The sequence below is a fragment of the Pseudomonas caspiana genome, assembly GCF_002158995.1.
In the GTDB taxonomy this organism is placed as follows: domain Bacteria; phylum Pseudomonadota; class Gammaproteobacteria; order Pseudomonadales; family Pseudomonadaceae; genus Aquipseudomonas; species Aquipseudomonas caspiana.
Genome location: NZ_LOHF01000015.1, coordinates 40,219 through 60,417 on the forward strand (window position 1 = coordinate 40,219; position 20,199 = coordinate 60,417).

General features: G+C 57.1%; 18 protein-coding genes. 4 read left to right on the forward strand and 14 right to left on the reverse strand.

Annotated features, from left to right (window positions below; all coding sequences use genetic code 11):
* Positions 1–31 precede the first annotated feature (31 nt).
* The 4 genes from AUC60_RS17415 to AUC60_RS17430 all read right to left on the reverse strand — a co-directional run bounded on the left by AUC60_RS17415 (position 32) and on the right by AUC60_RS17430 (position 3,311).
* A complete protein-coding gene (locus AUC60_RS17415; RefSeq protein ID WP_087270135.1) occupies positions 32–799 on the reverse strand; it encodes an SDR family oxidoreductase in 768 nt (255 codons plus the stop codon).
* A gap of 37 nt (positions 800–836) precedes the next feature.
* Complete coding sequence (locus AUC60_RS17420; protein ID WP_087270138.1) at positions 837–1,904, reverse strand: phosphotransferase family protein; 1,068 nt, start codon at positions 1,902–1,904, stop codon at positions 837–839.
* Between the two features lie 335 nt (positions 1,905–2,239).
* Positions 2,240–2,554, reverse strand: a complete 315-nt coding sequence (locus AUC60_RS17425; protein WP_027899113.1) for an SCP2 sterol-binding domain-containing protein — start codon at positions 2,552–2,554, stop codon at positions 2,240–2,242.
* A 46-nt stretch (positions 2,555–2,600) separates the two neighbouring features.
* Complete coding sequence (locus tag AUC60_RS17430; RefSeq protein ID WP_087270141.1) at positions 2,601–3,311, reverse strand: histidine phosphatase family protein; 711 nt, start codon at positions 3,309–3,311, stop codon at positions 2,601–2,603.
* A 193-nt stretch (positions 3,312–3,504) separates the two neighbouring features.
* On the opposite strand from AUC60_RS17430, the gene sohB reads away from it, so the two are divergent.
* The gene (gene sohB / locus AUC60_RS17435; protein WP_087270144.1) at positions 3,505–4,527 is read left to right on the forward strand and encodes a protease SohB; all 1,023 of its coding nucleotides are present in this window, start codon (positions 3,505–3,507) and stop codon (positions 4,525–4,527) included.
* 75 nt (positions 4,528–4,602) lie between these two features.
* Here the strand turns inward: sohB and AUC60_RS17440 are convergent, their stop codons facing one another.
* The gene (locus tag AUC60_RS17440) at positions 4,603–5,097 is read right to left on the reverse strand and encodes a DUF934 domain-containing protein (protein WP_087270147.1); all 495 of its coding nucleotides are present in this window, start codon (positions 5,095–5,097) and stop codon (positions 4,603–4,605) included.
* Entirely contained in the window at positions 5,081–6,739 is a 1,659-nt protein-coding gene (locus AUC60_RS17445) for a nitrite/sulfite reductase (protein ID WP_087270150.1), read from the reverse strand. The genes AUC60_RS17440 and AUC60_RS17445 overlap by 17 nt, the downstream gene beginning before the upstream one ends.
* A gap of 499 nt (positions 6,740–7,238) precedes the next feature.
* Here AUC60_RS17445 and AUC60_RS17450 point away from each other — a divergent pair, with 499 nt between their 5' ends.
* Complete coding sequence (locus tag AUC60_RS17450) at positions 7,239–8,324, forward strand: ABC transporter substrate-binding protein (protein WP_087270152.1); 1,086 nt, start codon at positions 7,239–7,241, stop codon at positions 8,322–8,324.
* Positions 8,325–8,333: 9 nt separating this feature from the next.
* On the opposite strand, the gene AUC60_RS17455 is transcribed toward AUC60_RS17450, so the two are convergent.
* The 3 genes from AUC60_RS17455 to xthA form a co-directional block, all read right to left on the reverse strand.
* On the reverse strand, positions 8,334–8,564 hold the full coding sequence (locus AUC60_RS17455; protein ID WP_087270155.1) for a DUF2970 domain-containing protein: 231 nt from the start codon (positions 8,562–8,564) through the stop codon (positions 8,334–8,336).
* Positions 8,565–8,653: 89 nt separating this feature from the next.
* Positions 8,654–9,991, reverse strand: coding sequence for a substrate-binding domain-containing protein (locus AUC60_RS17460; RefSeq protein ID WP_087270158.1), 1,338 nt, complete (start codon positions 9,989–9,991; stop codon positions 8,654–8,656).
* A 192-nt stretch (positions 9,992–10,183) separates the two neighbouring features.
* Entirely contained in the window at positions 10,184–10,996 is an 813-nt protein-coding gene (gene xthA, locus AUC60_RS17465) for an exodeoxyribonuclease III (RefSeq protein WP_087270160.1), read from the reverse strand.
* A 130-nt stretch (positions 10,997–11,126) separates the two neighbouring features.
* On the opposite strand from xthA, the gene AUC60_RS17470 reads away from it, so the two are divergent.
* Complete coding sequence (locus tag AUC60_RS17470) at positions 11,127–11,927, forward strand: glucose 1-dehydrogenase (protein WP_087270163.1); 801 nt, start codon at positions 11,127–11,129, stop codon at positions 11,925–11,927.
* Positions 11,920–13,746 carry a glycoside hydrolase family 15 protein gene (locus AUC60_RS17475; RefSeq protein WP_087270166.1) on the forward strand — a complete coding sequence of 609 codons (1,827 nt, stop codon included), beginning with the start codon at positions 11,920–11,922 and terminating at the stop codon, positions 13,744–13,746. Before AUC60_RS17470 ends, AUC60_RS17475 begins: the two co-directional genes overlap by 8 nt.
* Before the next feature lie 144 nt (positions 13,747–13,890).
* On the opposite strand, the gene AUC60_RS17480 is transcribed toward AUC60_RS17475, so the two are convergent.
* From AUC60_RS17480 to AUC60_RS17500, 5 genes are read right to left on the reverse strand one after another with little or no spacing between them, the layout of a single operon-like run.
* Complete coding sequence (locus AUC60_RS17480; RefSeq protein WP_087270169.1) at positions 13,891–15,324, reverse strand: DUF2723 domain-containing protein; 1,434 nt, start codon at positions 15,322–15,324, stop codon at positions 13,891–13,893.
* A 22-nt stretch (positions 15,325–15,346) separates the two neighbouring features.
* Entirely contained in the window at positions 15,347–16,333 is a 987-nt protein-coding gene (locus tag AUC60_RS17485; RefSeq protein WP_087270172.1) for a lysylphosphatidylglycerol synthase transmembrane domain-containing protein, read from the reverse strand.
* Positions 16,330–17,070, reverse strand: a complete 741-nt coding sequence (locus AUC60_RS17490) for an SDR family oxidoreductase (RefSeq protein WP_087270175.1) — start codon at positions 17,068–17,070, stop codon at positions 16,330–16,332. The genes AUC60_RS17485 and AUC60_RS17490 overlap by 4 nt, the downstream gene beginning before the upstream one ends.
* Before the next feature lie 13 nt (positions 17,071–17,083).
* Positions 17,084–18,400 carry an FAD-binding oxidoreductase gene (locus tag AUC60_RS17495; protein ID WP_087270177.1) on the reverse strand — a complete coding sequence of 439 codons (1,317 nt, stop codon included), beginning with the start codon at positions 18,398–18,400 and terminating at the stop codon, positions 17,084–17,086.
* Positions 18,397–19,860, reverse strand: coding sequence for a UbiA family prenyltransferase (locus AUC60_RS17500; protein WP_087270180.1), 1,464 nt, complete (start codon positions 19,858–19,860; stop codon positions 18,397–18,399). Before AUC60_RS17500 ends, AUC60_RS17495 begins: the two co-directional genes overlap by 4 nt.
* Positions 19,861–20,199: the final 339 nt, after the last annotated feature.

The window sequence follows — 20,199 nt, forward strand, 5'->3', positions numbered from 1 at the left end:
CATTTTTACCTGGCTTGCGGCAGAGGCTGTGTCAGGAAAGAAACCCGCCATCCACGTTCAACGCAACACCCGTCGTATAGCTGGACGCTGCGCTCGCCAGGTACAACACGGCACCGGCCATTTCGGACGGATCAGCCACTCGCTTGAGCGGGATCTGCTGCAGGGCGGTCTTGAGTATGGAATCGTTCTTGACCAGTGCCGAAGCGAATTTGGTGTCGGTCAGGCCGGGCAGCAGGGCGTTGCAGCGGATGCCAAAAGGCGCGCATTCCTTGGCGAATACTTTGGTCATGTTGATCACCGCAGCTTTGGTGACTGAATAAATCCCCTGGAAAACTCCGGGAGAGACGCCATTGATCGATGCCACATTGATGATGCTGCCGCCGCCGTTGTCGCGCATCAGCTTGCCAGCTTCGACCGACATAAAAAAATAGCCGCGAATATTCACATCTACCGTCTTCTGGAACGCGCCAGGGTCGGTATCCAGCACGTTGCAGAATTGCGGATTGGTGGCCGCATTGTTGACCAGAATATCCAGCCGCCCGAATTGCTCACGAATCTGCGCGAAGACCGCCGTGATCTGTTCCATCTCACCAATATGGCAAGCCATGGCAGTCGCTTGACCGCCATCGGCAATGATTGCATCTGCCACGTGTTGGCAGCCTTCGATCTTGCGGCTGCTGACAATCACGTGCGCGCCTTGCTGAGCGAGCAATCTGGCGATGGCCTCGCCAATGCCGCGGCTGGCCCCTGAGACGAAAGCGATCTTGCCGTCGAGGTCGAACAACTCGGTTCTGGACATAGTGTTTTCCTTGTTTGGTCGCAGTATTGGGTCGTAGTCAGAGGGCGGATTTGCCAATCACTTGCAGGCTCATGTGTTCAAGCAACTTGTTCATGTGGATGAACTGTGCAAAGCGCTTGTCCTGTGTCTGACCATGGAAGAAGCGGTAGTAGATCTGCTGCACGATCCCGGCAAGACGGAACAGCCCGTAGGTGTAGTAGAAATCGAAGTTATCGATGCGGATGCCCGAGCGTTCGGCGTAATAGTCAACGAACTGCTGACGGGTCAGCATGCCCGGTGCGTGGCTGGGCTGGCGTCGCATCAATTGGACCGGGGCAGGGTCGTCTGCCTGGATCCAGTAAGCCAGGGTGTTACCCAAGTCCATCAATGGATCGCCAAGGGTGGTCATCTCCCAGTCCAGGACGCCAATGATCTGCATGGGGTTGGCGGGGTCCAGCAGCACATTATCGAAGCGATAGTCGTTGTGGACGATGGCGGGCACTGGATGGTCCGCCGGCATTTTGTCCTTGAGCCATGCCTTCACCTGCGTCCAGTCTGGCGCATCCGGCGTGCGGGCATTGTCATAGCGATCAGTCCAGCCGCGAATCTGGCGCTCCACATAGCCCTCCGGTTTGCCCAGATCACCCAGGCCACAGGCTTGATAGTCCACGCGGTGCAATTCCACCAGGCGTTCAATAAAGCTTTTGCACAGGGTTTGGGTCTGGTCGGCATCGAGGTTGAGATCGGCTGGCAAGTCTGAACGCAGGATGATGCCCTTGATCCGTTCCATGACATAAAACTCGGAACCGATCACTGACTCATCCACGCAGTGCAAGTAAGCCTTCGGGCAGTACGGGAACGCATCCTTTAGCTGATTGATGATGCGAAATTCGCGGCCCATGTCATGGGCCGACCGGGCTTTTTGGCCGAAGGGTGGGCGCCGCAGCACGAACTCCTGATTCGGGTACTGCACCAGATACGTAAGGTTCGATGCACCGCCGGGAAACTGGCTGATCTGGGGCGTTCCTTCCAGGCCCGGTATCTGTGCCTTGAGGTAGGGGTCTATGAGCGCGGCATCCAGCTCTTCGCCTGCGCGGATCTGTGTGGACTGGTCAGTAAGCGCCATGCTTATCCCTTCTACTTATTATGGTGCGCGTAGATCATTGACTAATCGAATGGTGCTAACAACGTGCGAGCCGTCTTATTGGCCGCCGTGTTGCTGGTCGATCATCGGTTTTGATAGCTCTGATCCCTGACACCACGCTAGTTGTAGGAGCGCTCGAGCAACGCGAGGCCGCGATTTCGGCGTGTCAGACAGGCTGCTATCGCTGCCTCACGTTGCCCGTGAGCTCCTGATGAAACTGGTTAAAGTCAGATAGTTTTTTATAGGAGATCAAACAAAAAACAGCCAAAAAAAACCGAAGCACGCAGGCTTCGGTTTTCATGTTCAAGGCGCAGCGATCAGGCCGGGAACAGTTCGCTGAGCTTCATCGCCAGCATCATGTCGCCTTCAGCGCGCAGTTTGCCGCCCATGAAAGCCTGCATGCCGTCGGTTTCGCCGCTGACGATACCTTCCAGTGTTTCGCCGTCCATCACCAGCGTGACCTGTGCGTCAGGGTTTTCGCCTTCCTGCAGCTCGCAGGTGCTGTCTTTGACGATCAGCGAGAAATGTTTGTCTTCATCGATGCGAAAGCCGAAAACCAGGTCCAGGCCAGCAGCGGCACTTGGGTTGAACTTGGCTTTCATGGCTTGAACGGCGTCGGCTACGGAGGTCATGGTTCGATCCTTTTTAGTGGTTGTTCTGCAACAAGGTTTGCCTGGCTCATCGATAAGTGATGAGTTCCGGCATGTTCATCAGTTGTAAGTGAGCATGGTCGTTGAAGCCTGCCAAAGAGACTTGTTGACCGCGAAACTTGAGTTGGTTGAACGAGGTATTAACGATATGCCAGTTAAGCTGGAACGCCTCCTCGGCCGGCATCCGGGTAATCAGGTGGAGCAGGGCGGTGATGGTGCCGCCGGAGGTGAAGACGGCAATTCGTTCGCCGCCTTTGGCACGTTCAAGTATTCGATTCAACCCGGCCTGAACCTGAGCCACGAATCCCTGCCAGCTCTGCAAGCCTTCACTGGCATGGCTACCGCTGAGCCAGCGCGAGACTATCAGTGAGAAAAGGCGTTGAAACTCGGCACGGTGCTGAGCGGCGTTACGCATTACGTGCAGCGCTTCGGGCTCATCTTCAAGCATGGCGGGCAACAGAGTGCGGATCACGGCTTCGGCGTCGAACTCATCGAAGGCTGAATCGATCTCCAGTTCAGGCGTGTTCAGCCCGCAAGCATTGAGTTGGCCAAGCGTCAGTTCAGCAGTGTGCTGCTGTCGACGCAAACCGCCAGCGATACAGCGATGAAACCCTGAGCCTGTCCGGGATAAATGCGCGCCGAGCACTTCTGACTGACGAATGCCGATCGGAGACAGCACGTCGTAGTCGTCGGCACCAAAAGACGCTTGGCCATGTCGTATCAGATAGATGCTGCCCACGTCCGTTACTCGGTACGTTGAAGTGTTTGCGAGGTTATGAGGATGCCGAAGGCGTGTCAATGAAAAAACATACGCTTGTTTGAATGGGGCATCCGCAAGCGATTAGCGGCTGGTCGCCGACAGGCCGCGCCGGTATGCTTGAGCAATCCGCGACCCTTGAATGGTAAGGGCGCAATCCAAATGAGGAGTCTCTGTGGAGTTTTTAGCCGATTACGCCAGCTTCCTGGCCAAAACGGTCACCCTGGTTGTCGCTATCGTCATTGTGCTGGTGGCCATTGCTTCTATGCGCGGCAAAGGTCGTCGTCGGTCAGCCGGGCAGTTGCAAGTCACCAAGCTCAACGATTTCTACAAGGCACTGCGTGAGCGTCTTGAGCAATCCCTGCTGGACAAGGATCGCCTCAAAGCACTACGTAAAGAGCAGGCCAAGAGCCTCAAGAAAGACAAGAAGCAAGCCGAGCCCAAGCCTCGCGTGTACGTTTTGGATTTCGACGGTGACATCAAGGCGTCCGCGACTGAAAGCCTGCGTCACGAAATCACCGCACTGTTGACCCTGGCGACGGACAAGGACGAAGTCGTACTGCGGCTGGAAAGCGGCGGCGGCATGGTCCACAGCTACGGCCTGGCGTCTTCGCAACTGGCCCGCATCCGTCAGGCAGGTATTCCGCTGACCATATGTATCGACAAGGTGGCGGCCAGCGGCGGCTATATGATGGCCTGCATTGGTGACAAGATCATCAGCGCACCTTTCGCTATCCTGGGTTCCATCGGCGTCGTGGCTCAATTGCCTAACGTCAACCGTCTGCTGAAGAAGCACGACATTGACTTCGAAGTGCTGACTGCAGGCGAGTACAAGCGTACGTTGACCGTATTTGGCGAAAACACTGAAAAAGGCCGTGAGAAGTTTCAGCAGGATCTGGACATCACCCACGATCTGTTCAAGAACTTCGTCGCCAACTACCGTCCGCAACTGGCAATCGATGAGGTGGCGACCGGCGAAGTCTGGCTGGGCGTTGCAGCACTCGACAAGCAACTGGTGGATGAGCTCAAGACCAGTGACGAATACATCGGTGAGCGTGCCAAGTCTGCTGAAGTGTTCCACTTGCATTATGTGCAGCGTAAAAGCCTGCAAGAACGCATGGGCATGGCGGCCAGCACGTCGCTGGATAGTTTGTTGACGCGCTGGTGGAGTCGCCTGACACAACAGCGCTTTTGGTAAATCCGAAAAACGCCGCCTGCAAAAAAAAGCCCAGTCTGGAAATCCAGGCCTGGGCTTTTTTTAGCCGCTAACGACTTAACGTCTGCGGAACAACGGCAGCGGTTCGTCGGTTGCTGCCTGATACGTCACCGAGAAATCCTTCAGGCCTTCAAGGGCTTCGTACGGGTCTTTGTCAGCGCGAATCGCGAACGCATCAAAGCCGCAGCGATGCAGGTAGAACAGTTGGTCGCGCAGTACGTCGCCGATAGCGCGCAGTTCACCCTTGTAGCCATAGCGATCACGCAGCAGGCGGGCGTTGGAGTAGCTGCGGCCGTCGGTGAACGCCGGGAAGTTCAGGGCAATGACCTGAAACTTGTCGACATCAGCACCAATTTCCTCAGCCTCTTCGTCGCTGTCCAGCCACACACCCAGACCGCCGTCTCGGGCAGCCAGCGCGTGCCCGTGCTCGCGCCATAGCGCGAGGGGAACGATCAGATCGTCGCAATTGGACAGCTCATCAAACGACGTCTCCTTGGGCAGCAGGTGCCAGGTTTCATCAATGACTTCGTTGTTCTTAATTATTCGCTGCATAGACGCGCTCCTTGAAAGGGTCGATGCCGATACGCTGGTAAGTGTCGATGAAGCGCTCGTCTTCGTTGCGTTTTTCAACGTAAACGTCAATCAGCTTCTCGATCACATCCGGCATAGCGTCCTGTGCGAACGAAGGGCCAAGGATCTTGCCCAGGCTTGCGTCGCGGCTTGCGCTGCCACCCAGGGAAACCTGATAGAACTCTTCGCCTTTCTTGTCCACGCCCAGAATGCCGATATGGCCGACATGGTGGTGACCGCATGCGTTCATGCAACCGGAAATGTTCAGGTCCAGCTCGCCGATGTCGAACAGGTAGTCCAGATCGTCGAAACGGCGCTGGATGGATTCGGCAATCGGGATCGACTTGGCGTTGGCCAGCGAGCAGAAATCGCCGCCAGGGCAGCAGATGATGTCGGTCAGCAAGCCCACGTTTGGCGTGGCAAAGCCTTGCTCACGCAGCTCCTGCCATAGGGCGAACAGTTGGGACTGCTCGACATCGGCAAGAATGATGTTTTGCTCGTGCGACGTGCGCAGTTGGCCATAGCTGTAACGGTCGGCCAGGTCAGCGACGCCATCGAGTTGCTTGTCAGTCAGGTCGCCCGGCGCAACACCGGTAGGCTTGAGGGACAGGGTGACCGCGACATAACCCGGCTTTTTATGCGCCAGGGTATTGCGCGTACGCCAGCGGGCAAAGCCGGGGTGCTCCTGATCCAGCTTCGCCAGCTCGCTGCTGAAATCGTCCAGAGCCTTGTAATCCGGGTCAACGAAGTGCCTGGACACACGGTGCACTTCAGCGTCGGTCAGTGTGGTCTGGCCACCACGAAGGTGGGCCATCTCGGCTTCAACTTTTTCGGCGAACACTTCAGGAGTCAGTGCCTTGACCAGAATCTTGATCCGCGCCTTGTACTTGTTGTCACGACGGCCATAACGGTTATAAACCCGCAGGATCGCGTCAAGGTAGCTCAACAGGTCCTGCCACGGCAGAAACTCGTTGATGAACGCGCCTACCACTGGCGTACGGCCGAGACCGCCACCAACCAGCACGCGGAAACCCAGCTCGCCCTTGTCATTCAGAACCGGCTCGAGGCCGATGTCGTGAACTTCAATAGCGGCGCGGTCGCTGGTGGAACCGTTGATCGCGATTTTGAACTTACGTGGCAGGTAAGCAAATTCCGGGTGGAATGTGGTCCATTGACGGACGATTTCGCACCATGGACGCGGGTCAACCAACTCGTCAGCCGCTACGCCGGCGAACTGATCGGTGGTGACGTTGCGCAGGCAGTTGCCGCTGGTCTGAATGGCGTGCATCTGCACGGTGGCCAGCTCAGCCAGAATATCGGGGATGTCTTCCAGCGCAGGCCAGTTGAACTGAACGTTCTGCCGTGTGCTGATGTGCGCGTAACCCTTGTCATAATCGCGAGCGATTTTCGCCATCATCCGTGCCTGGCGTGAGGTCAGCTGGCCGTAAGGCACCGCCACGCGCAGCATTGGCGCAAAACGCTGGATATAGAGGCCATTTTGCAGGCGCAACGGGCGAAACTCTTCTTCGCTGAGTTCTCCCGCGAGGTAGCGTCGGGTCTGATCACGGAACTGCTTTACGCGGTCCTCAATGATCCGCTGGTCGTACTCGTCGTATACGTACATATAGGTCCTGTTCTCAGGCAATTACCACAGCAAATCTGCGCGCACGGCCGCGCACTCCTAACGGAGCCGGGGGAAGATAACAGTTTGCGGATATACGCAAAAGTGGCGTTTGCCTATATGCAAATAGCTAACGGCGATAAGCCTTTGGTCTGACGCCTTTAACCCTGCTTGTGGTATGGGCATAGCTCGTCTTTACTAGGGTCGAGTCTGACCTGAAATAACCAAAGACTCATCGTTTCATTCGTGCTGCCACTAATAAAACAGACAAGAGGCAATCTTAATGAGCAACCACCCCAAAGTTTCCAAGAACGACAGCCATGTCGACGCCTGGGCAATCTTTTTCATCATCATTCTTGTTGTGGGAGCTGCCGTGTTCTGGGTCAGCCACCAATAATAAAATCGAATACTCATTTAATGGTGCAGACAATCAGCTCAGCGGCCGATAGCTAATCAGAGATCTCCAGACCGGTCTTTTGACTTTCTATCAAGGCTTGTGGGTATGACAAGACATTGCTGTGCCGCACTTGCTGTTGTGCTGGGTTGCTGGTTGAGTCCGGCCAGCGCCGCATCAGTGCTGTTTCTGAGTCCGGGACCTGCCAGCGATGGCTACTGGTCAGCGTATGCGCGATTCATGCAGGCGGCAGCGACTCGCCTCGGCATGGATTTAACCGTGCGCTATAGCAACCGTGACACGCGAGAACTTATCGAGCTGGCTCGGGATGCCTTGCAAGGGCCGTTTCGCCCGGACTATCTGGTGTTTTCCAACGAGCTCAATGTTGCCCCCGAGATTCTTCGCTTGTCTCAGGGCAGCGACGTGACACTCTTCGCCGTGAATAACACCTTGACCGATGATCAGGTCAATATTCTGGGTGATCTACCGCGACGCTACCCGAACTTTATCGGCAGCCTGATCGGCAACGATGAGGAGGGCGGTTACCTGACGGCAAAACGTCTGATCAGCCTGTATGCGACATCGAAGCCAGATCAGTCGATAGAGATGCTCGCTTTTTCCGGTACCAATTCAACGCCGGTTTCACTGAAGCGGGAGCAGGGCATGCTTCGCGCCCTGGCTGAGCATCCCGAAGTTCGTCTGCGACAGATTGTGTTGGGCGGTTGGCGACGGGATCGGGCACTTGAACAGGCGCGGGTGTTGCTAAAGCGTTACCCCGACATTGGCTTGATCTGGGCCTCCAACGATCAGATGGCATTCGGCGCCATGGACGCGGTGCGCGAAATGGGCCGCGAGCCGGGTAAAGATGTGTTGTTCAGCACCATCAACTGGGCGCCCCATTCCTTGAACGCTTTACAGAATGGCCAGATTAGTGCGCTGGCCGGTGGACATTTCATGCTGGGCGGGCTGGCGATGGTTTTGTTGAATGATTACGACGCGACTGATCCAGCTACTCGCAAAGCCATCGGGAGCCAGCAAGCCAGGGTTATGAAGCTGGTGGGGATCAGTGATCTCAAACAGATACGCTCGAACAGCAAGCGCGATGACTACGGTGTGGACTTTCGCACCCTGAGCCTGAAAGGCCAGCCTGCCAGCACCGACTACTCATTTTTGTCCCGACCATTGCCGCACTAGGTGGTGCGTTCAATCGAGTGCGAAATAGAGGATCAGGTTCACCACACCGAACAGCAGCGCTGCGAGGAAAACGGTAAACAACAGGCCTATAACGGCAAAATGGATGGGTTTGCCATGGTTAAAGTCTCGCTCCCGGTTCTTTCCGCTTTGCACACCAAACGCGGCGGCGATGACGCTGTGTAGCATCTGCCAGAATGTGGGCGGTTTGCGGTCTTCGGACTCGGGCGGTGGCGTGTTCATAAGGCCTCCTGAACGTGTACTCGGGAGAATAGCCGAGCTGGAGAGTCTTTAGTGGCTACTTCGGTTTTCTGTCGCGGCTGCCATCCCCGTCAATCCACCCACACCTCAACACGGCGGTTCTTGATGCGTCCGTCATCGAGTTCATTGGCTGCAACCGGCATCTCGTCGCCTAAACCAAGAACATCCCGCAACGTGACATCGTTTTTTATCAATTCCCGTCGAACGGCCATTGCCCGTAGCCGAGATAATAATTGTGCGCGCCGTGTATCGCTCTTGGCATCGCCGAAACCTACCAGCGTCACGCGTTGATCGAGTTTGTCGTGCTGTTTCAGGTAGTCCGCTACTCGCTTTACATCGAGCAACGCCTTGTTATCAAGTCGGGCACTGCCCTGAGCAAAACGGAAGTTCACTGACAGGCGTTCCGCCTCTCGCGTCAGCGCCTGATACTCGCCAGGCATTTGCGCCGTGGCCTGGACCTTGATGGCCTGTACGGTCTGCGCCACAAAGCCGTTTTGCGCCACGATGGCCTGACCTTCCGCACTCTGGGCGAAGTTGACCAACGCGTTCGCCCAAGGGTGTTGCGCCTCCACTGGGATATAGAGGTACAGGCGTCGTGATAAAGGGTAATCCTCTGTGGCGATCAGGCCTGATGTGGGCAGCATCGGCCGGGATCCTCCGTCGGCAATCGCCACGGCTTTGGAGTGACGTACGTAGGGCAGTCCGATGAAACCGATACCGTTACGATCCCTGCTGACTTCGTCAGAAAGTTGCTCGCTGGACTCGAAACGCTTCGCGCCAAGGGAAAGCGCCTTGCGGTATTTGAGCAGAACCAGTTCTTTGAACGTTTCGAACGTGCCCGATTGTTCGTCACGGACATAAAGATGGATTTCTCCATCCTTGCCGCCCAACTCCTGCCAGTTGTGGATTTCGCCGGAAAATATGCGAGCCAGCTGTTCTGTGGTGAGTTCGCGTAGGGGGTTGCCGGGGTGCAGGATAACTGCAACTCCGTCGATGGCGATGACCTGCTCGGCTGCGGCGTTTTTCATGTTACCGATTTGTGCAAGGTCCTGAGCTTCGGCTTCCTTGATTGGACGTGACGACGCGGCGATGTCGGCTTTTCTGGCCTTCAAGGCACTGAACCCTGTACCGGAACCATGAGCTTCGACCTCGACTGTAAGTTGTTGACCGTCAGGGGCAGTGCCGATCACGCGGAGTTCGTTGGCGGCCGGGCCCGCTTCGCGGTGAACGTTGTGAAGTCCCTGCTTGTTTAACAGGCCTTCAACCAACGCAGGACCGAGCTGCGCGTCAATGGTGTTTGAGCCATGAATGCGTAGCACGGGTTTACTGTCCGCGGGTAAAGGAAGGCTGGCGGTCGCGTCAAACGCTGTCAAGGCGAGGGCGGCCAGCAAAAACGCAGCGCGCAGCATGTGCGGCACCTTGAATATAAGGAAAGTGCCGGGAGATTAAGTCGAAACGATTACCGGAATATGACAGTTGGATTTATGAATGGTGGGGTCGTGGGACCGGCTTTAGCCGGGAAGAGGCCGGTACATCCACCGGATTTGTATCGGCAATAATGCAGGCTTCCCGGCTAAAGCCGGTCCCACGTCAATCCGGAATCAGCTCAATTCCAGCCAGATTGGCGCATGGTCAGACGGTTTTTCCATGCCGCGCAGTTCGTAATCGACGCCACCGGCCTTGATGCGCGGCTGCAAGCCATTCGAGGCCATGATCAAATCGATGCGCAGGCCGCGCTTGGGATGATCCTCGAAGCCTCGGCTGCGGTAGTCAAACCAGCTGAATTGATCGATGACTTCCGGGTGCAGGTGGCGGAAGCTGTCTACCAGGCCCCAGTTCTTCAAGCGTGCCATCCATTCACGTTCTTCAGGCAGAAAACTGCACTTGCCGGTTTTCAGCCAGCGTTTGGCGTTGTCCGGGCCAATGCCGATGTCGCTGTCTTCCGGGGAAATATTCACGTCGCCCATGACGATCAGCGGTTGGTCGTTGCTGAAGCGGGTTTCCAGCAGTGCCTGAAGGTCGTTATAAAAGCGTTGTTTGGCGGGGAACTTGGTCGGATGGTCACGGCTTTCTCCCTGTGGGAAGTAGCCGTTCATGATGGTAATCGGTTGTCCATTGTCGTCGGCATATGTGCCCCAGATGAAGCGCTTCTGCGATTCCTCATCATCTGTCTCGAAGCCTTTGTGTAGCGCCAATGGCATTTTGCGGGAGAGCAGGGCCACGCCGTAGTGGCCCTTCTGGCCGTGGAAGTGAACGTGATAGCCCAGTGCTTCGATATCGGCCTGGGGGAACTGTTCATCCGAGACTTTGGTTTCCTGCAGCCCGATAACGTCGGGCTGGTGTTTTTCGATCAGCGCTGCCAACTGATGAGGGCGGGCACGAAGCCCGTTGATGTTGAACGAAACGATTTTCATGGGCAGGCAGTCCTGGCAAATACAAAAAAAGCGATGCTAGCTGACCTGGCGTTTCATCACCAGCACTGCACTGAACTTCAACGAAGCCTCGCCGGTCAGCTTTACATGTTGATCAAGAGGGCTTTAATCCATGCATATTTCACTGGAGCAACAAGTCGCTTTGGTCACCGGGGCCAGTTCCGGCCTGGGCGCAGGGGCTGCCAAGGCTTTAGCGGCGGCGGGCGCGGCGGTGGTCGTCAACTACAACTCCCAGGCCGAACCCGCTGAAAAGCTTGCCGAGCAAATCATCGCTGCAGGTGGCCGGGCGATAGCCATCGGTGCCGATGTGTCGAAGGAAGAAGAGGTCGAGCAGCTCTTCGCTAAAACCCTTGAACACTTTGGTCATCTGGACATTCTGCTGGCCAATTCCGGGCTGCAAAAAGATGCTTCCATTGTCGACATGTCTCTGGCGGACTGGAACAAAGTCATCGACGTCAATCTCACCGGGCAATTTCTTTGTGCTCGCGCCGCGCTGCGGCAGTTCATCAGCCAAGGCATGCGGCCTGGCGTGTCTCGCGCCATGGGCAAGATCATTCACATGAGCTCTGTACACCAGTTGATTCCCTGGGCGGGCCACGCCAATTACGCGGCATCCAAAGGGGGAGTGGATCTGTTGATGCGCAGCATTGCCCAGGAAGTAGGCGAGCAGCGAATCCGGGTCAATAGCATTGCACCGGGCGCCATACGCACCGCTATCAACGAGGAGGCCATGGCGGGCGACAAAGAAGCCAAACTTCTGAAGTTGATCCCTTATGGCCGGGTCGGCGAAGCCGAAGACGTGGCCAACGCAGTGGTCTGGCTGGCGTCGGACCTGTCCGATTATGTCCACGGCACCACGTTGTTTATCGATGGCGGCATGAGCCTGTATCCGGAGTTTCGAGACAATGGCTGATTTCCCGGAAGAACCGCAAAATCACATTGAAAATCACGGCATCATTGGCGACATGCGCAGCGCTGCGCTGGTGGCTGACACTGGCAGCATCGACTTTTGCTGTTGGCCGGATTTTGACAGCCCGTCGATTTTCAGTGCGTTACTCGACACCAACAAAGCCGGTATTTTCAAACTCGCGCCGGTTTTACCCAATGCCCGCCGCCAGCAGATTTATCTGCCGGACACCAACGTGCTGCAAACCCGCTGGATCGACGAGGACGCGGTGGTTGAAATCACCGACCTGATGCCGGTCAGCGACGATGTCGAAGATTTACCGCGCGTGGTGCGTCGTGTCGAGCTGCGTTACGGCCAGGCAACGATTCGTATGCAGTGCCGGGTCCGGCTGGATTACAGCCGCGCTGAAACGGTGGCGAAGCTAGACGGTGATGACGTTTGTTTCGAGGCACCGGGTCAGCCCGGTATGCGTCTGTCGGCCAATGTGCCGATGCAGGTTGAAGATCAGGCAGCTATCACGGAGTTCACCCTTAAACAGGGCGAATTTGTGGAGTTCATTCTCGGCGGTATCGACGATCCTCAGGTCAGTGCCGGGCAATGCCAGAAATACTTCACTGACACCCTGGCGTTCTGGCGGCGCTGGAGCAATAAGTCTGCGTACCGCGGCCGCTGGCGGGAAATGGTCAACCGCTCGGCGCTTGCCCTCAAACTGCTGACCTCGCGCAAACATGGCGGCATCGTCGCTGCTGCTACGTTTGGTCTGCCGGAAACGCCCGGCGGCGAGCGTAATTGGGATTATCGCTACAGCTGGATTCGCGATGCCTCGTTTACGGTCTATGCCTTCATGCGCCTGGGATATACCGAGGAAGCCAATGACTTCATGCGCTGGGTGCGCGGTCGTCTGGGTGACTGCGTCGAGGATTCAAACAAGCTGGGTATTCTCTACAGTCTCGATGGTCGTGAAGAACTACCCGAAGAGCACCTTGAGCATTTCACCGGCTACGGCGGCGCGTTGCCGGTGCGCATCGGCAACGAGGCGTACAAACAGACTCAGCTGGATATCTACGGCGAGCTGATGGACGCCGTTTACCTGGCCAACAAGTATGGCGAAGCGATCTCTTATGAAGGGTGGAAGCACGCGACACGGCAGGTGGATTACGTCTGTGAGCATTGGCGCGATCGAGATGTCGGTATCTGGGAAATGCGCGGCGACGACCAGCATTTTCTGCATTCCAGGCTGATGTGCTGGGTGGCTCTGGACCGAGCTTTGCGTCTGGCTTTCAAGCGCTCGTTACCTGCCCCTTTTGATCGCTGGGACAAGGAGCGTCAAGCCATTCATGACGACATCTGGAACAACTTCTGGGACGCTGACCTTGGTCATTTTGTGCAGCACAAAGGCAGCCGCAATCTTGATGCATCGATGCTGCTGATGCCATTGGTGCGTTTCGTCGGTGCCAGTGATCCGCGCTGGGTGGCGACCCTGGATGCTATTGAAGCCACACTGGTACGTGACGGCATGGTTTATCGCTATCGCAACGATGATGACCATCACGACGGGCTGGCAGGTGAGGAGGGCGCGTTCACAGCCTGTTCGTTCTGGTACGTCGAATGCCTGGCTCGCGCCGGGCGTGTCGAGCAGGCGCATCTGGAGTTCGAACAGCTGCTGCGCTACGCCAACCCTGTGGGACTTTACGCCGAGGAGTTCGACAGTTACGGGCACCACCTGGGTAATACGCCTCAGGCGCTGAGCCACCTGGCACTGATCAGCGCGGCGAGCTTCCTGGACCGTAAGCTCGATGGCGCTGAGACCCTCTGGCAGCCTTGATGGGAGAATGTGGGAGAGTCTAAGTTTGCCCGCCATCTGATTGGCGACGTGGGGCCGGCTGAAGCCGGTCCCGCGGCTTTGCGCCAATCGCGAGATCCCATCAAACCTGTGGGAGCCGGGCGATCGTATTCCGGCTTAACAGGGTCAGCGACTCTGCAATGCATACCCCACCACCGCATTCTCCAGCACGAAGCGTTCGCCAATCATGGCGCAGTAGCTGGTCCGGGTCAGGAATGCGCCGTGGCCTGCGAGAAACACTTTAATGTCGTTCACTTCCTCACACATTTCCAGCGTACGGCCTTGCAATGCACCGCTGGCCTGAGCCGAGCGCAGGGCGCCCATGGGTGTCCAGTCGGCGATGATCAGCGCACCGGGTGGGGCAGTCTGTTCATAGACGTGAACAAACTGCTCCGCCGAGCGATCAGGCAGATACGGGGCCATGAAGTAGTGGATGTCGTCGCGAAAAGGCAGTGATTCACTGTGTACCGGCAGACGAATGACGCCTGTCGCGTACAACGAGTAAACCAGCAGAATGGCAATCGGTGAGCTGAGCACTGACAGATTCAGCAGCGACTGCGCGCTGCGATTGGCTGGCAGCAATCGGGTAAGGCTGATCACGCCAAGGATGCACAGCAGCGCAATACCCGGAAGGAAAAAGGTAAAGCGGTCAGTAACGTTGTAAGACACGGCAAACACAAAGTTCAGTGCAGCCGCGCACCACAGCAGGCGCAAGCGTTGATCTTTGGGAAACAGGATCAGCCCCAACACCTGAGGGCCGATCAGCGACAACAGGAGAATGAACACTGAGTTCTTCTCATGCCACATGTCATCAAAGCGGAACAGACTGCCTTCCCAGTTGGGTGTCTGCGCGCGCACCGAGGAGCCAGTCAGGTAGCGATGGGCAATATCAATGAGGCTCATGCCCGATTGCAGGTCGTGGGCAATCCCGGGGAAGGCCACCGAAAAGCCCAGGATGAAACCCGGAATGGCCATTACAGTGCGCAACTTATGCTGGTAGAGCAACTGCACGTAAAGCGGTAGCAGCACCACGAATGTCAGTTGGTGAATGGCCGCACCCAGGCCGGTCAGCAGGCCAATGACCAGCAATTTGCTGAGGGCGCCAAAGCGTGGTCTCTGATCCAGGTGCACGTGGTAAGCCAGCAACACGAACAGCGAATTGAGAATGTAAACCTCTGCCTTGGTCGACACCCAGAACACCCCGTGAGCCAGGATCGTTGCCGCGGCTGCCAACAGGGCCTGACGCTGACTGCCGCCTACATTCACCGCCAGCGAGTAAATGATCCACGCCAGCGGCAGTAGAAGAATCGAGTTCAGCAGGCTCAGTACGTGAGGTCCGAACAGGTCGAAGACCAGCGTATTGATGAACTGGTAGAGCGGATGATCCAGGGGGCCAAGGGACTGACTGAAGTAGTGCCCCTGAGAGGCTTCGGCGAGAAACACGCCATTGTCCATCCACTGGATCGGCCCGCTGGAGGCAAGAAAGCTGGCGACTATTGCGCCGCAAAGTAACAAAAACGCCACTGCATTTGACGATTGACGGTGACTTCCCTGGACCATCGCATGACTCCTGTGCGGTGAATTATTCCGAAGTTGATTGTTCAATCAGTGTCCGGTCCTGCGCATTGTCTGCCTTGAGTTGCAGCAACATCACGGCGCCAATGGCCACGGCAAACCACAGGGTCGCCAGACGAATCAGCACCGTGGCTGCAATGGCATCGGCGCTGGACATGCCTTTCCAGACCAGCAGCCCGACCATCACCGCTTCGGCGCCGCCCAGCCCGCCGGGCATGAAACTGATCGCCCCGGCGAGCATTGCCAGCGCATAGACGAACACCGCGAAAGTCAGCTCGATATCGGCGCCCATCCAGTTGAGAATCCAGTGGAACGCCAAAGCTTCAGCGCTCCAGGCCACGACGCTGAGTGAGGTCACGCCCAACAGCAGACTCAGTCGATGGCAGCGCTGGGCAGCCAGCAGAACTTCAAGCAGATGGCGGCTGAGCCCGATCAGCTTTCCGCCCCCGGACGGGATTGCCGTAGCTATTCGCTCCAATAGTCTGCGCTGTGAAAGCACCAGCAGACCGATGCACACCAAGACCACTCCGACGATGATCATGGGCCGTGAATCCGGGTAAAGCGACAGGCCGAACAGGGTGAGCAAAACCACAGCAAACAGGTCCGAGAGGCGTTCGCTGAAAAACGCAGCAAAGCTCTGGGGGTAGGGCACGCCCCAACGCTTGAGCAAAACCCCGCGTAGCGCTTCACCAGCCTTGCCGGGCGTCGTCGTCAGGGCGAAGCCCGCCAGATAGATCTTCAGGCTGGGCCGCCACGGCACAGGATGGCCAAGTACGTTCAGGTAAGTCTGCCAGCGCAGAAAACGCAGCCCGTAGTTGGCGGCTGACATTAGCAGCGCGATGGCAATGCCGATCAAGCCCACTTCACCTACTGCCTTGCTGACCGCTTCCCAGCCGCCCCACAGGGAAAATCCCAGGTAGCCCAGCGCGGAAAACACCACCGAAAGCACCACTGCGCGGTAACGCCAGCCCGAGAGCAACAGCGCTTCGCTCATAGATTCAGCCTCTTGAACAATGGCTGTGGTATCGAGCGAATGGCCAGCATGATCAACGCCCAGAAACCGGGTGTGTAAAGCGTGGGAGCCTTGCGGGCGATTCCGGCAACGATGCGTTCCGCCACTTGTTGTGGCTGAGCCAGCAGTGCGGCGGGTAGCGACAGGCCCTGGGTCATCGGTGTATCGACAAACCCGGGTTTGATGGTCAATACGTGAACGCCAACCTTGAACAGCCGCGCTTGCAAACCTTCACTAAAGGTCGAAACCGCAGCCTTGGCCGCGCCGTACAAATAGTTGGAAGGCCGACCACGATCCCCGGCGACTGACGAAATCACAGCCAGACTGCCGCAGCGCTGAGTTTCGAACTGATTGGCCAGCAAGGTCAGCAGGGCGATAACCGAAGTGCCATTGTTGGCAAACTCTTGCAGAGCAACAGCGACATCCTGCTCGCAGACCTTCTGGTCGGGCAGGGTGCCATGGGCAATCAGCGCGACGTCGATTTGGCCAAGCGCCCGCAGGCAGCTTTGCAACATGGCCGGGTGGGCATTGATGTCCGTAGCGTCCATCTCGTGCAGGCTAACGACTTTGGCACCTCGGCCCTTGAGGTCGGCTGCGGTCTGTTCCAGCTTGTCGCCGTTACGCGCCACCAGAAAGAAGTCGCTGCCTTCATTAGCCCACAGTCGGGCGCAGGCGGTGGCGATAGCCGAGGTAGCGCCGATGATCAACACTCGTTTCATAAGAGGCCTCGTTTCATAAAATCACTCGTTTCCAGAAGCGCGACATCAGGGAAAGATCGCGCAGTGCTTCCAGACGCTCCCAGGCGGGGTAAGCCTGGCGGAAATCACTGCCGCTCATGTGGGCGTCCTTGGCCGGATACAGACGGCCGCCTGCCGTCCGGACAATCGCATCCAGACGCGGGAACAAGATGTGTTGCAGGTCACTGCTGTTGGGGAAATCCAGCGCCAGTGAGGTGCCGGGCAGGGGGAACGACAGCAGGCCGGGAGAGGCGATATCACCGCAGCGCTTGAGCACCGCGAGGAAAGATCCCTGACCTGAGTCAGCAATAGACCCGAGCAATTCGGCCATGGCCGCTTCGGCGTTGGCGTCGGGAATCACGCATTGATACTGTTGAAAACCCTGGCGCCCGTAGATGCGATTCCAGTGCAGGATGCGATCCAGCGGATAGAAGAATGGTTCGTAGGCGCTTCGTTTTGCGGTGCGCTTACCCGGATGCGCACGCCAGTACAGCGAGTTGAACGCCCTCAGCGATACGTTATTGATCAACGAGACCGGAGGTGTCAGCGGCATTTTCAGACGGCTGCCGCGCTCGACTTCAAGGGAGCCATAACGTGCATGATCACCGACGATGAACACGCCTCGTCCGGTATTGGCGCCTTTGGCCAGGCAGTCGACCCAGGCCACGCTGTATTCATGCTGGTGATCCAGTTCCGCAGACAGGCTGAAAAACTCGGCCAGATTGGCGAAGCGCACCACCGTGCTGTCGATCTGGCTTGAGCGCACCGGCATCAGTTGCAGGTCGGCCCAGTTGATAACGCCGGTCAGGCCCAGGCCGCCAATACTGGCGGCGAACAGTCTGGTGTTTTCCACGGCCGAACAGATGCGCGCCGCCTCGCCGTGGCGCAGCAGACCGAAACGCAGGACGTGGTTACCGAAGGTGCCACGCAAATGATGGTTCTTGCCGTGCACGTCATTGGCAATGGCGCCGCCCACGGTGGCGAACTGGGTGCCCGGTGTCACCGGTAAAAACCAGCCTTGAGGGATCGCCGCAGCGAGGATTTCGGCCAGCGTGACACCAGCTTCCACACGAATTTTGCCGGTGCTCCAGTCAGCGCGAATGAAGCGGTCCAGCGTGCGCATATGCAGCACCTGATCGCTGGCGGCCAGACAACTGTCACCGTAACTGCGGCCGTTGCCGTAGGGCAGGCTTGTGTGGTGCCGATCAATAACCTTGTGCATGTGATCGGTGAGGCCATCGATCCAGGGACAGGCGTGTCCGTGTTGAGCTGTTCGGGGGTATCTGCCCCAGGAATACAAAGGTTCGGTCATGCGGCAATCCAGAACACGAGGACGAAGAGGGCGCCGATCACCTGGCTCATGCGGTCGCGAATCGCGAACACCACCGGGTCATCGTTCATCAGGCCGCGATGGGTGAGCATCCAGACCCGGGTAATCCAGAACAGCAGCAAAGGGCAGGTCAGCCAGATGACATGAGGATGGCCGTACATTGCGACGGTCGAGCCTTCGTGGATGTACAGCGCCAGAACCATGACTGCCAGATGGCCGGAGGAGGCACCCAACGCGGCGATCATGTCCAGGTCGCCGGGGTAGTAGCCGCGGCCTCGCGCCTTGTCCATCAAGTCTTTGGCCCGTGCCTCGCGCAGTTCGGCATAGCGTTTGACCAGTGCGAGGCTGAGGAACATGAACATCGAGAAGGCCAGAATCCAGAACGTCAGAGGCAGGCTGAACGCGGCTGCACCGGCCAGGATGCGGGCGGTGTAAAGCATCGCCAGGACTATTACGTCCAACACCATTTGCCGTTTAAGGCTCAGCGAGTAGGCCAGCGTCAGCCCGTAATAAGCACCCAGCACCGCAGAAAATTGCCAAGGCAGCAACAGAGCAGCACCACCGAACGCGGCGATTAACAGGACAGGTACGATAATCAGCCCGGCCTTGATCGACAGCTTGCCGCTGGCGAACGGCCGCTTGCGCTTGGTCTGATGGTGGCGATCATCGGCCAGATCCAGCAGATCGTTCAGTACATAGACACTGGAAGCACACAGGCCGAAGAACAGGAACGCCAGTACGCCGTTGATCAGCAAATCTGCTCTGCCAAACTGGTGTGCCGCGAGCAATGGGACGAAGATCAAGGCGTTCTTCATCCACTGGTGCATGCGCAACGCCTTGCGCCAGTCGCGCAGGCTTGAAGTATTCGAGTTGATGACGGTTTTAACGTTGCCCTGAGCCTTGGCCTTCTTCTCGACCCCCGAGAATGGATTAACCACAATCGCCTCGCGGGCTGCGTCCCACACAGGCAGATCATCCATGGAGTTACCGACGTAATCGAAGCCGTTCTGACCGTAGTGTCCCACCAGCAGGTCGCGCTTTTTGTTTGCTGTCAGGTTGCGCTCGGCGTTAGAGGCCACCACCAGGTCAAAGAGCTGCAAATGTTCTGAAATGCGTTTTGCCAGGCTGTCATGGCTGGCGGTCGCCAATACGATCATCCGTCCCTTGGCCCTTTCGGCTTCGATCATTTCGATCACTTGCGGGTCATACGGCAGCACGGTGACGTCGATCTGGGTATTGAGGGCCAGGCCTTCTTTGAGCGCCGCCTTACCCTTCGATAACCATCCAAACAGTTTAAAAATTTGCAGTGGATGACTTCGAATGAATGTCATCGACGTTTCCATCAACAAGTCGGATCGCAATAGCGTGCCATCGAGATCAACAACTAAGGGGAATGAAGTCTGGGGGTTCGTCTCATGAACTCTTCCCTGAATTCTGGCCATATCTGTGCGCTCCTGCCGGGGTTGAGCGCACTATGAAACGGAATGTTACTTTCGCCACCTCAATAAAATTAAACAGCTCTGCTTATATCGTCAGTGCGCTGGCGTCAGAAAGTTTCCCGACGCTGTAAGCCTTGATAAACATGGCAAGTGTTTCATCAGGCTTACAACCCAACCGGTATTTCCAGCGTCGGATACTCATATCGAATCTGACTGTGTCTACCGGTTCCGAGGTGATCGCACCGTATCGTTGGAACCCATGCCGTCATCTAACAACGCAACCCCTGTATGAGCTCACCGAGGTTACGAGGCCAGCGGTCGCGGTTCGCCTGAAACATCGCC

Excerpts from the sequence above, each read along its gene's own strand:
- AUC60_RS17415 (WP_087270135.1), bottom strand. The coding sequence starts at position 799 with ATGTCCAGAACCGAGTTGTTCGACCTCGACGGCAAGATCGCTTTCGTC.
- AUC60_RS17420 (WP_087270138.1), bottom strand. The coding sequence starts at position 1,904 with ATGGCGCTTACTGACCAGTCCACACAGATCCGCGCAGGCGAAGAGCTG.
- AUC60_RS17425 (WP_027899113.1), bottom strand. The coding sequence starts at position 2,554 with ATGACCTCCGTAGCCGACGCCGTTCAAGCCATGAAAGCCAAGTTCAAC.
- AUC60_RS17440 (WP_087270147.1), bottom strand. The coding sequence starts at position 5,097 with ATGCAGCGAATAATTAAGAACAACGAAGTCATTGATGAAACCTGGCAC.
- AUC60_RS17445 (WP_087270150.1), bottom strand. The coding sequence starts at position 6,739 with ATGTACGTATACGACGAGTACGACCAGCGGATCATTGAGGACCGCGTA.
- AUC60_RS17450 (WP_087270152.1), top strand. The coding sequence starts at position 7,239 with ATGACAAGACATTGCTGTGCCGCACTTGCTGTTGTGCTGGGTTGCTGG.
- AUC60_RS17455 (WP_087270155.1), bottom strand. The coding sequence starts at position 8,564 with ATGAACACGCCACCGCCCGAGTCCGAAGACCGCAAACCGCCCACATTC.
- AUC60_RS17460 (WP_087270158.1), bottom strand. The coding sequence starts at position 9,991 with ATGCTGCGCGCTGCGTTTTTGCTGGCCGCCCTCGCCTTGACAGCGTTT.
- xthA (WP_087270160.1), bottom strand. The coding sequence starts at position 10,996 with ATGAAAATCGTTTCGTTCAACATCAACGGGCTTCGTGCCCGCCCTCAT.
- AUC60_RS17470 (WP_087270163.1), top strand. The coding sequence starts at position 11,127 with ATGCATATTTCACTGGAGCAACAAGTCGCTTTGGTCACCGGGGCCAGT.
- AUC60_RS17475 (WP_087270166.1), top strand. The coding sequence starts at position 11,920 with ATGGCTGATTTCCCGGAAGAACCGCAAAATCACATTGAAAATCACGGC.
- AUC60_RS17480 (WP_087270169.1), bottom strand. The coding sequence starts at position 15,324 with ATGGTCCAGGGAAGTCACCGTCAATCGTCAAATGCAGTGGCGTTTTTG.
- AUC60_RS17485 (WP_087270172.1), bottom strand. The coding sequence starts at position 16,333 with ATGAGCGAAGCGCTGTTGCTCTCGGGCTGGCGTTACCGCGCAGTGGTG.
- AUC60_RS17490 (WP_087270175.1), bottom strand. The coding sequence starts at position 17,070 with ATGAAACGAGTGTTGATCATCGGCGCTACCTCGGCTATCGCCACCGCC.
- AUC60_RS17495 (WP_087270177.1), bottom strand. The coding sequence starts at position 18,400 with ATGACCGAACCTTTGTATTCCTGGGGCAGATACCCCCGAACAGCTCAA.
- AUC60_RS17500 (WP_087270180.1), bottom strand. The coding sequence starts at position 19,860 with ATGGCCAGAATTCAGGGAAGAGTTCATGAGACGAACCCCCAGACTTCA.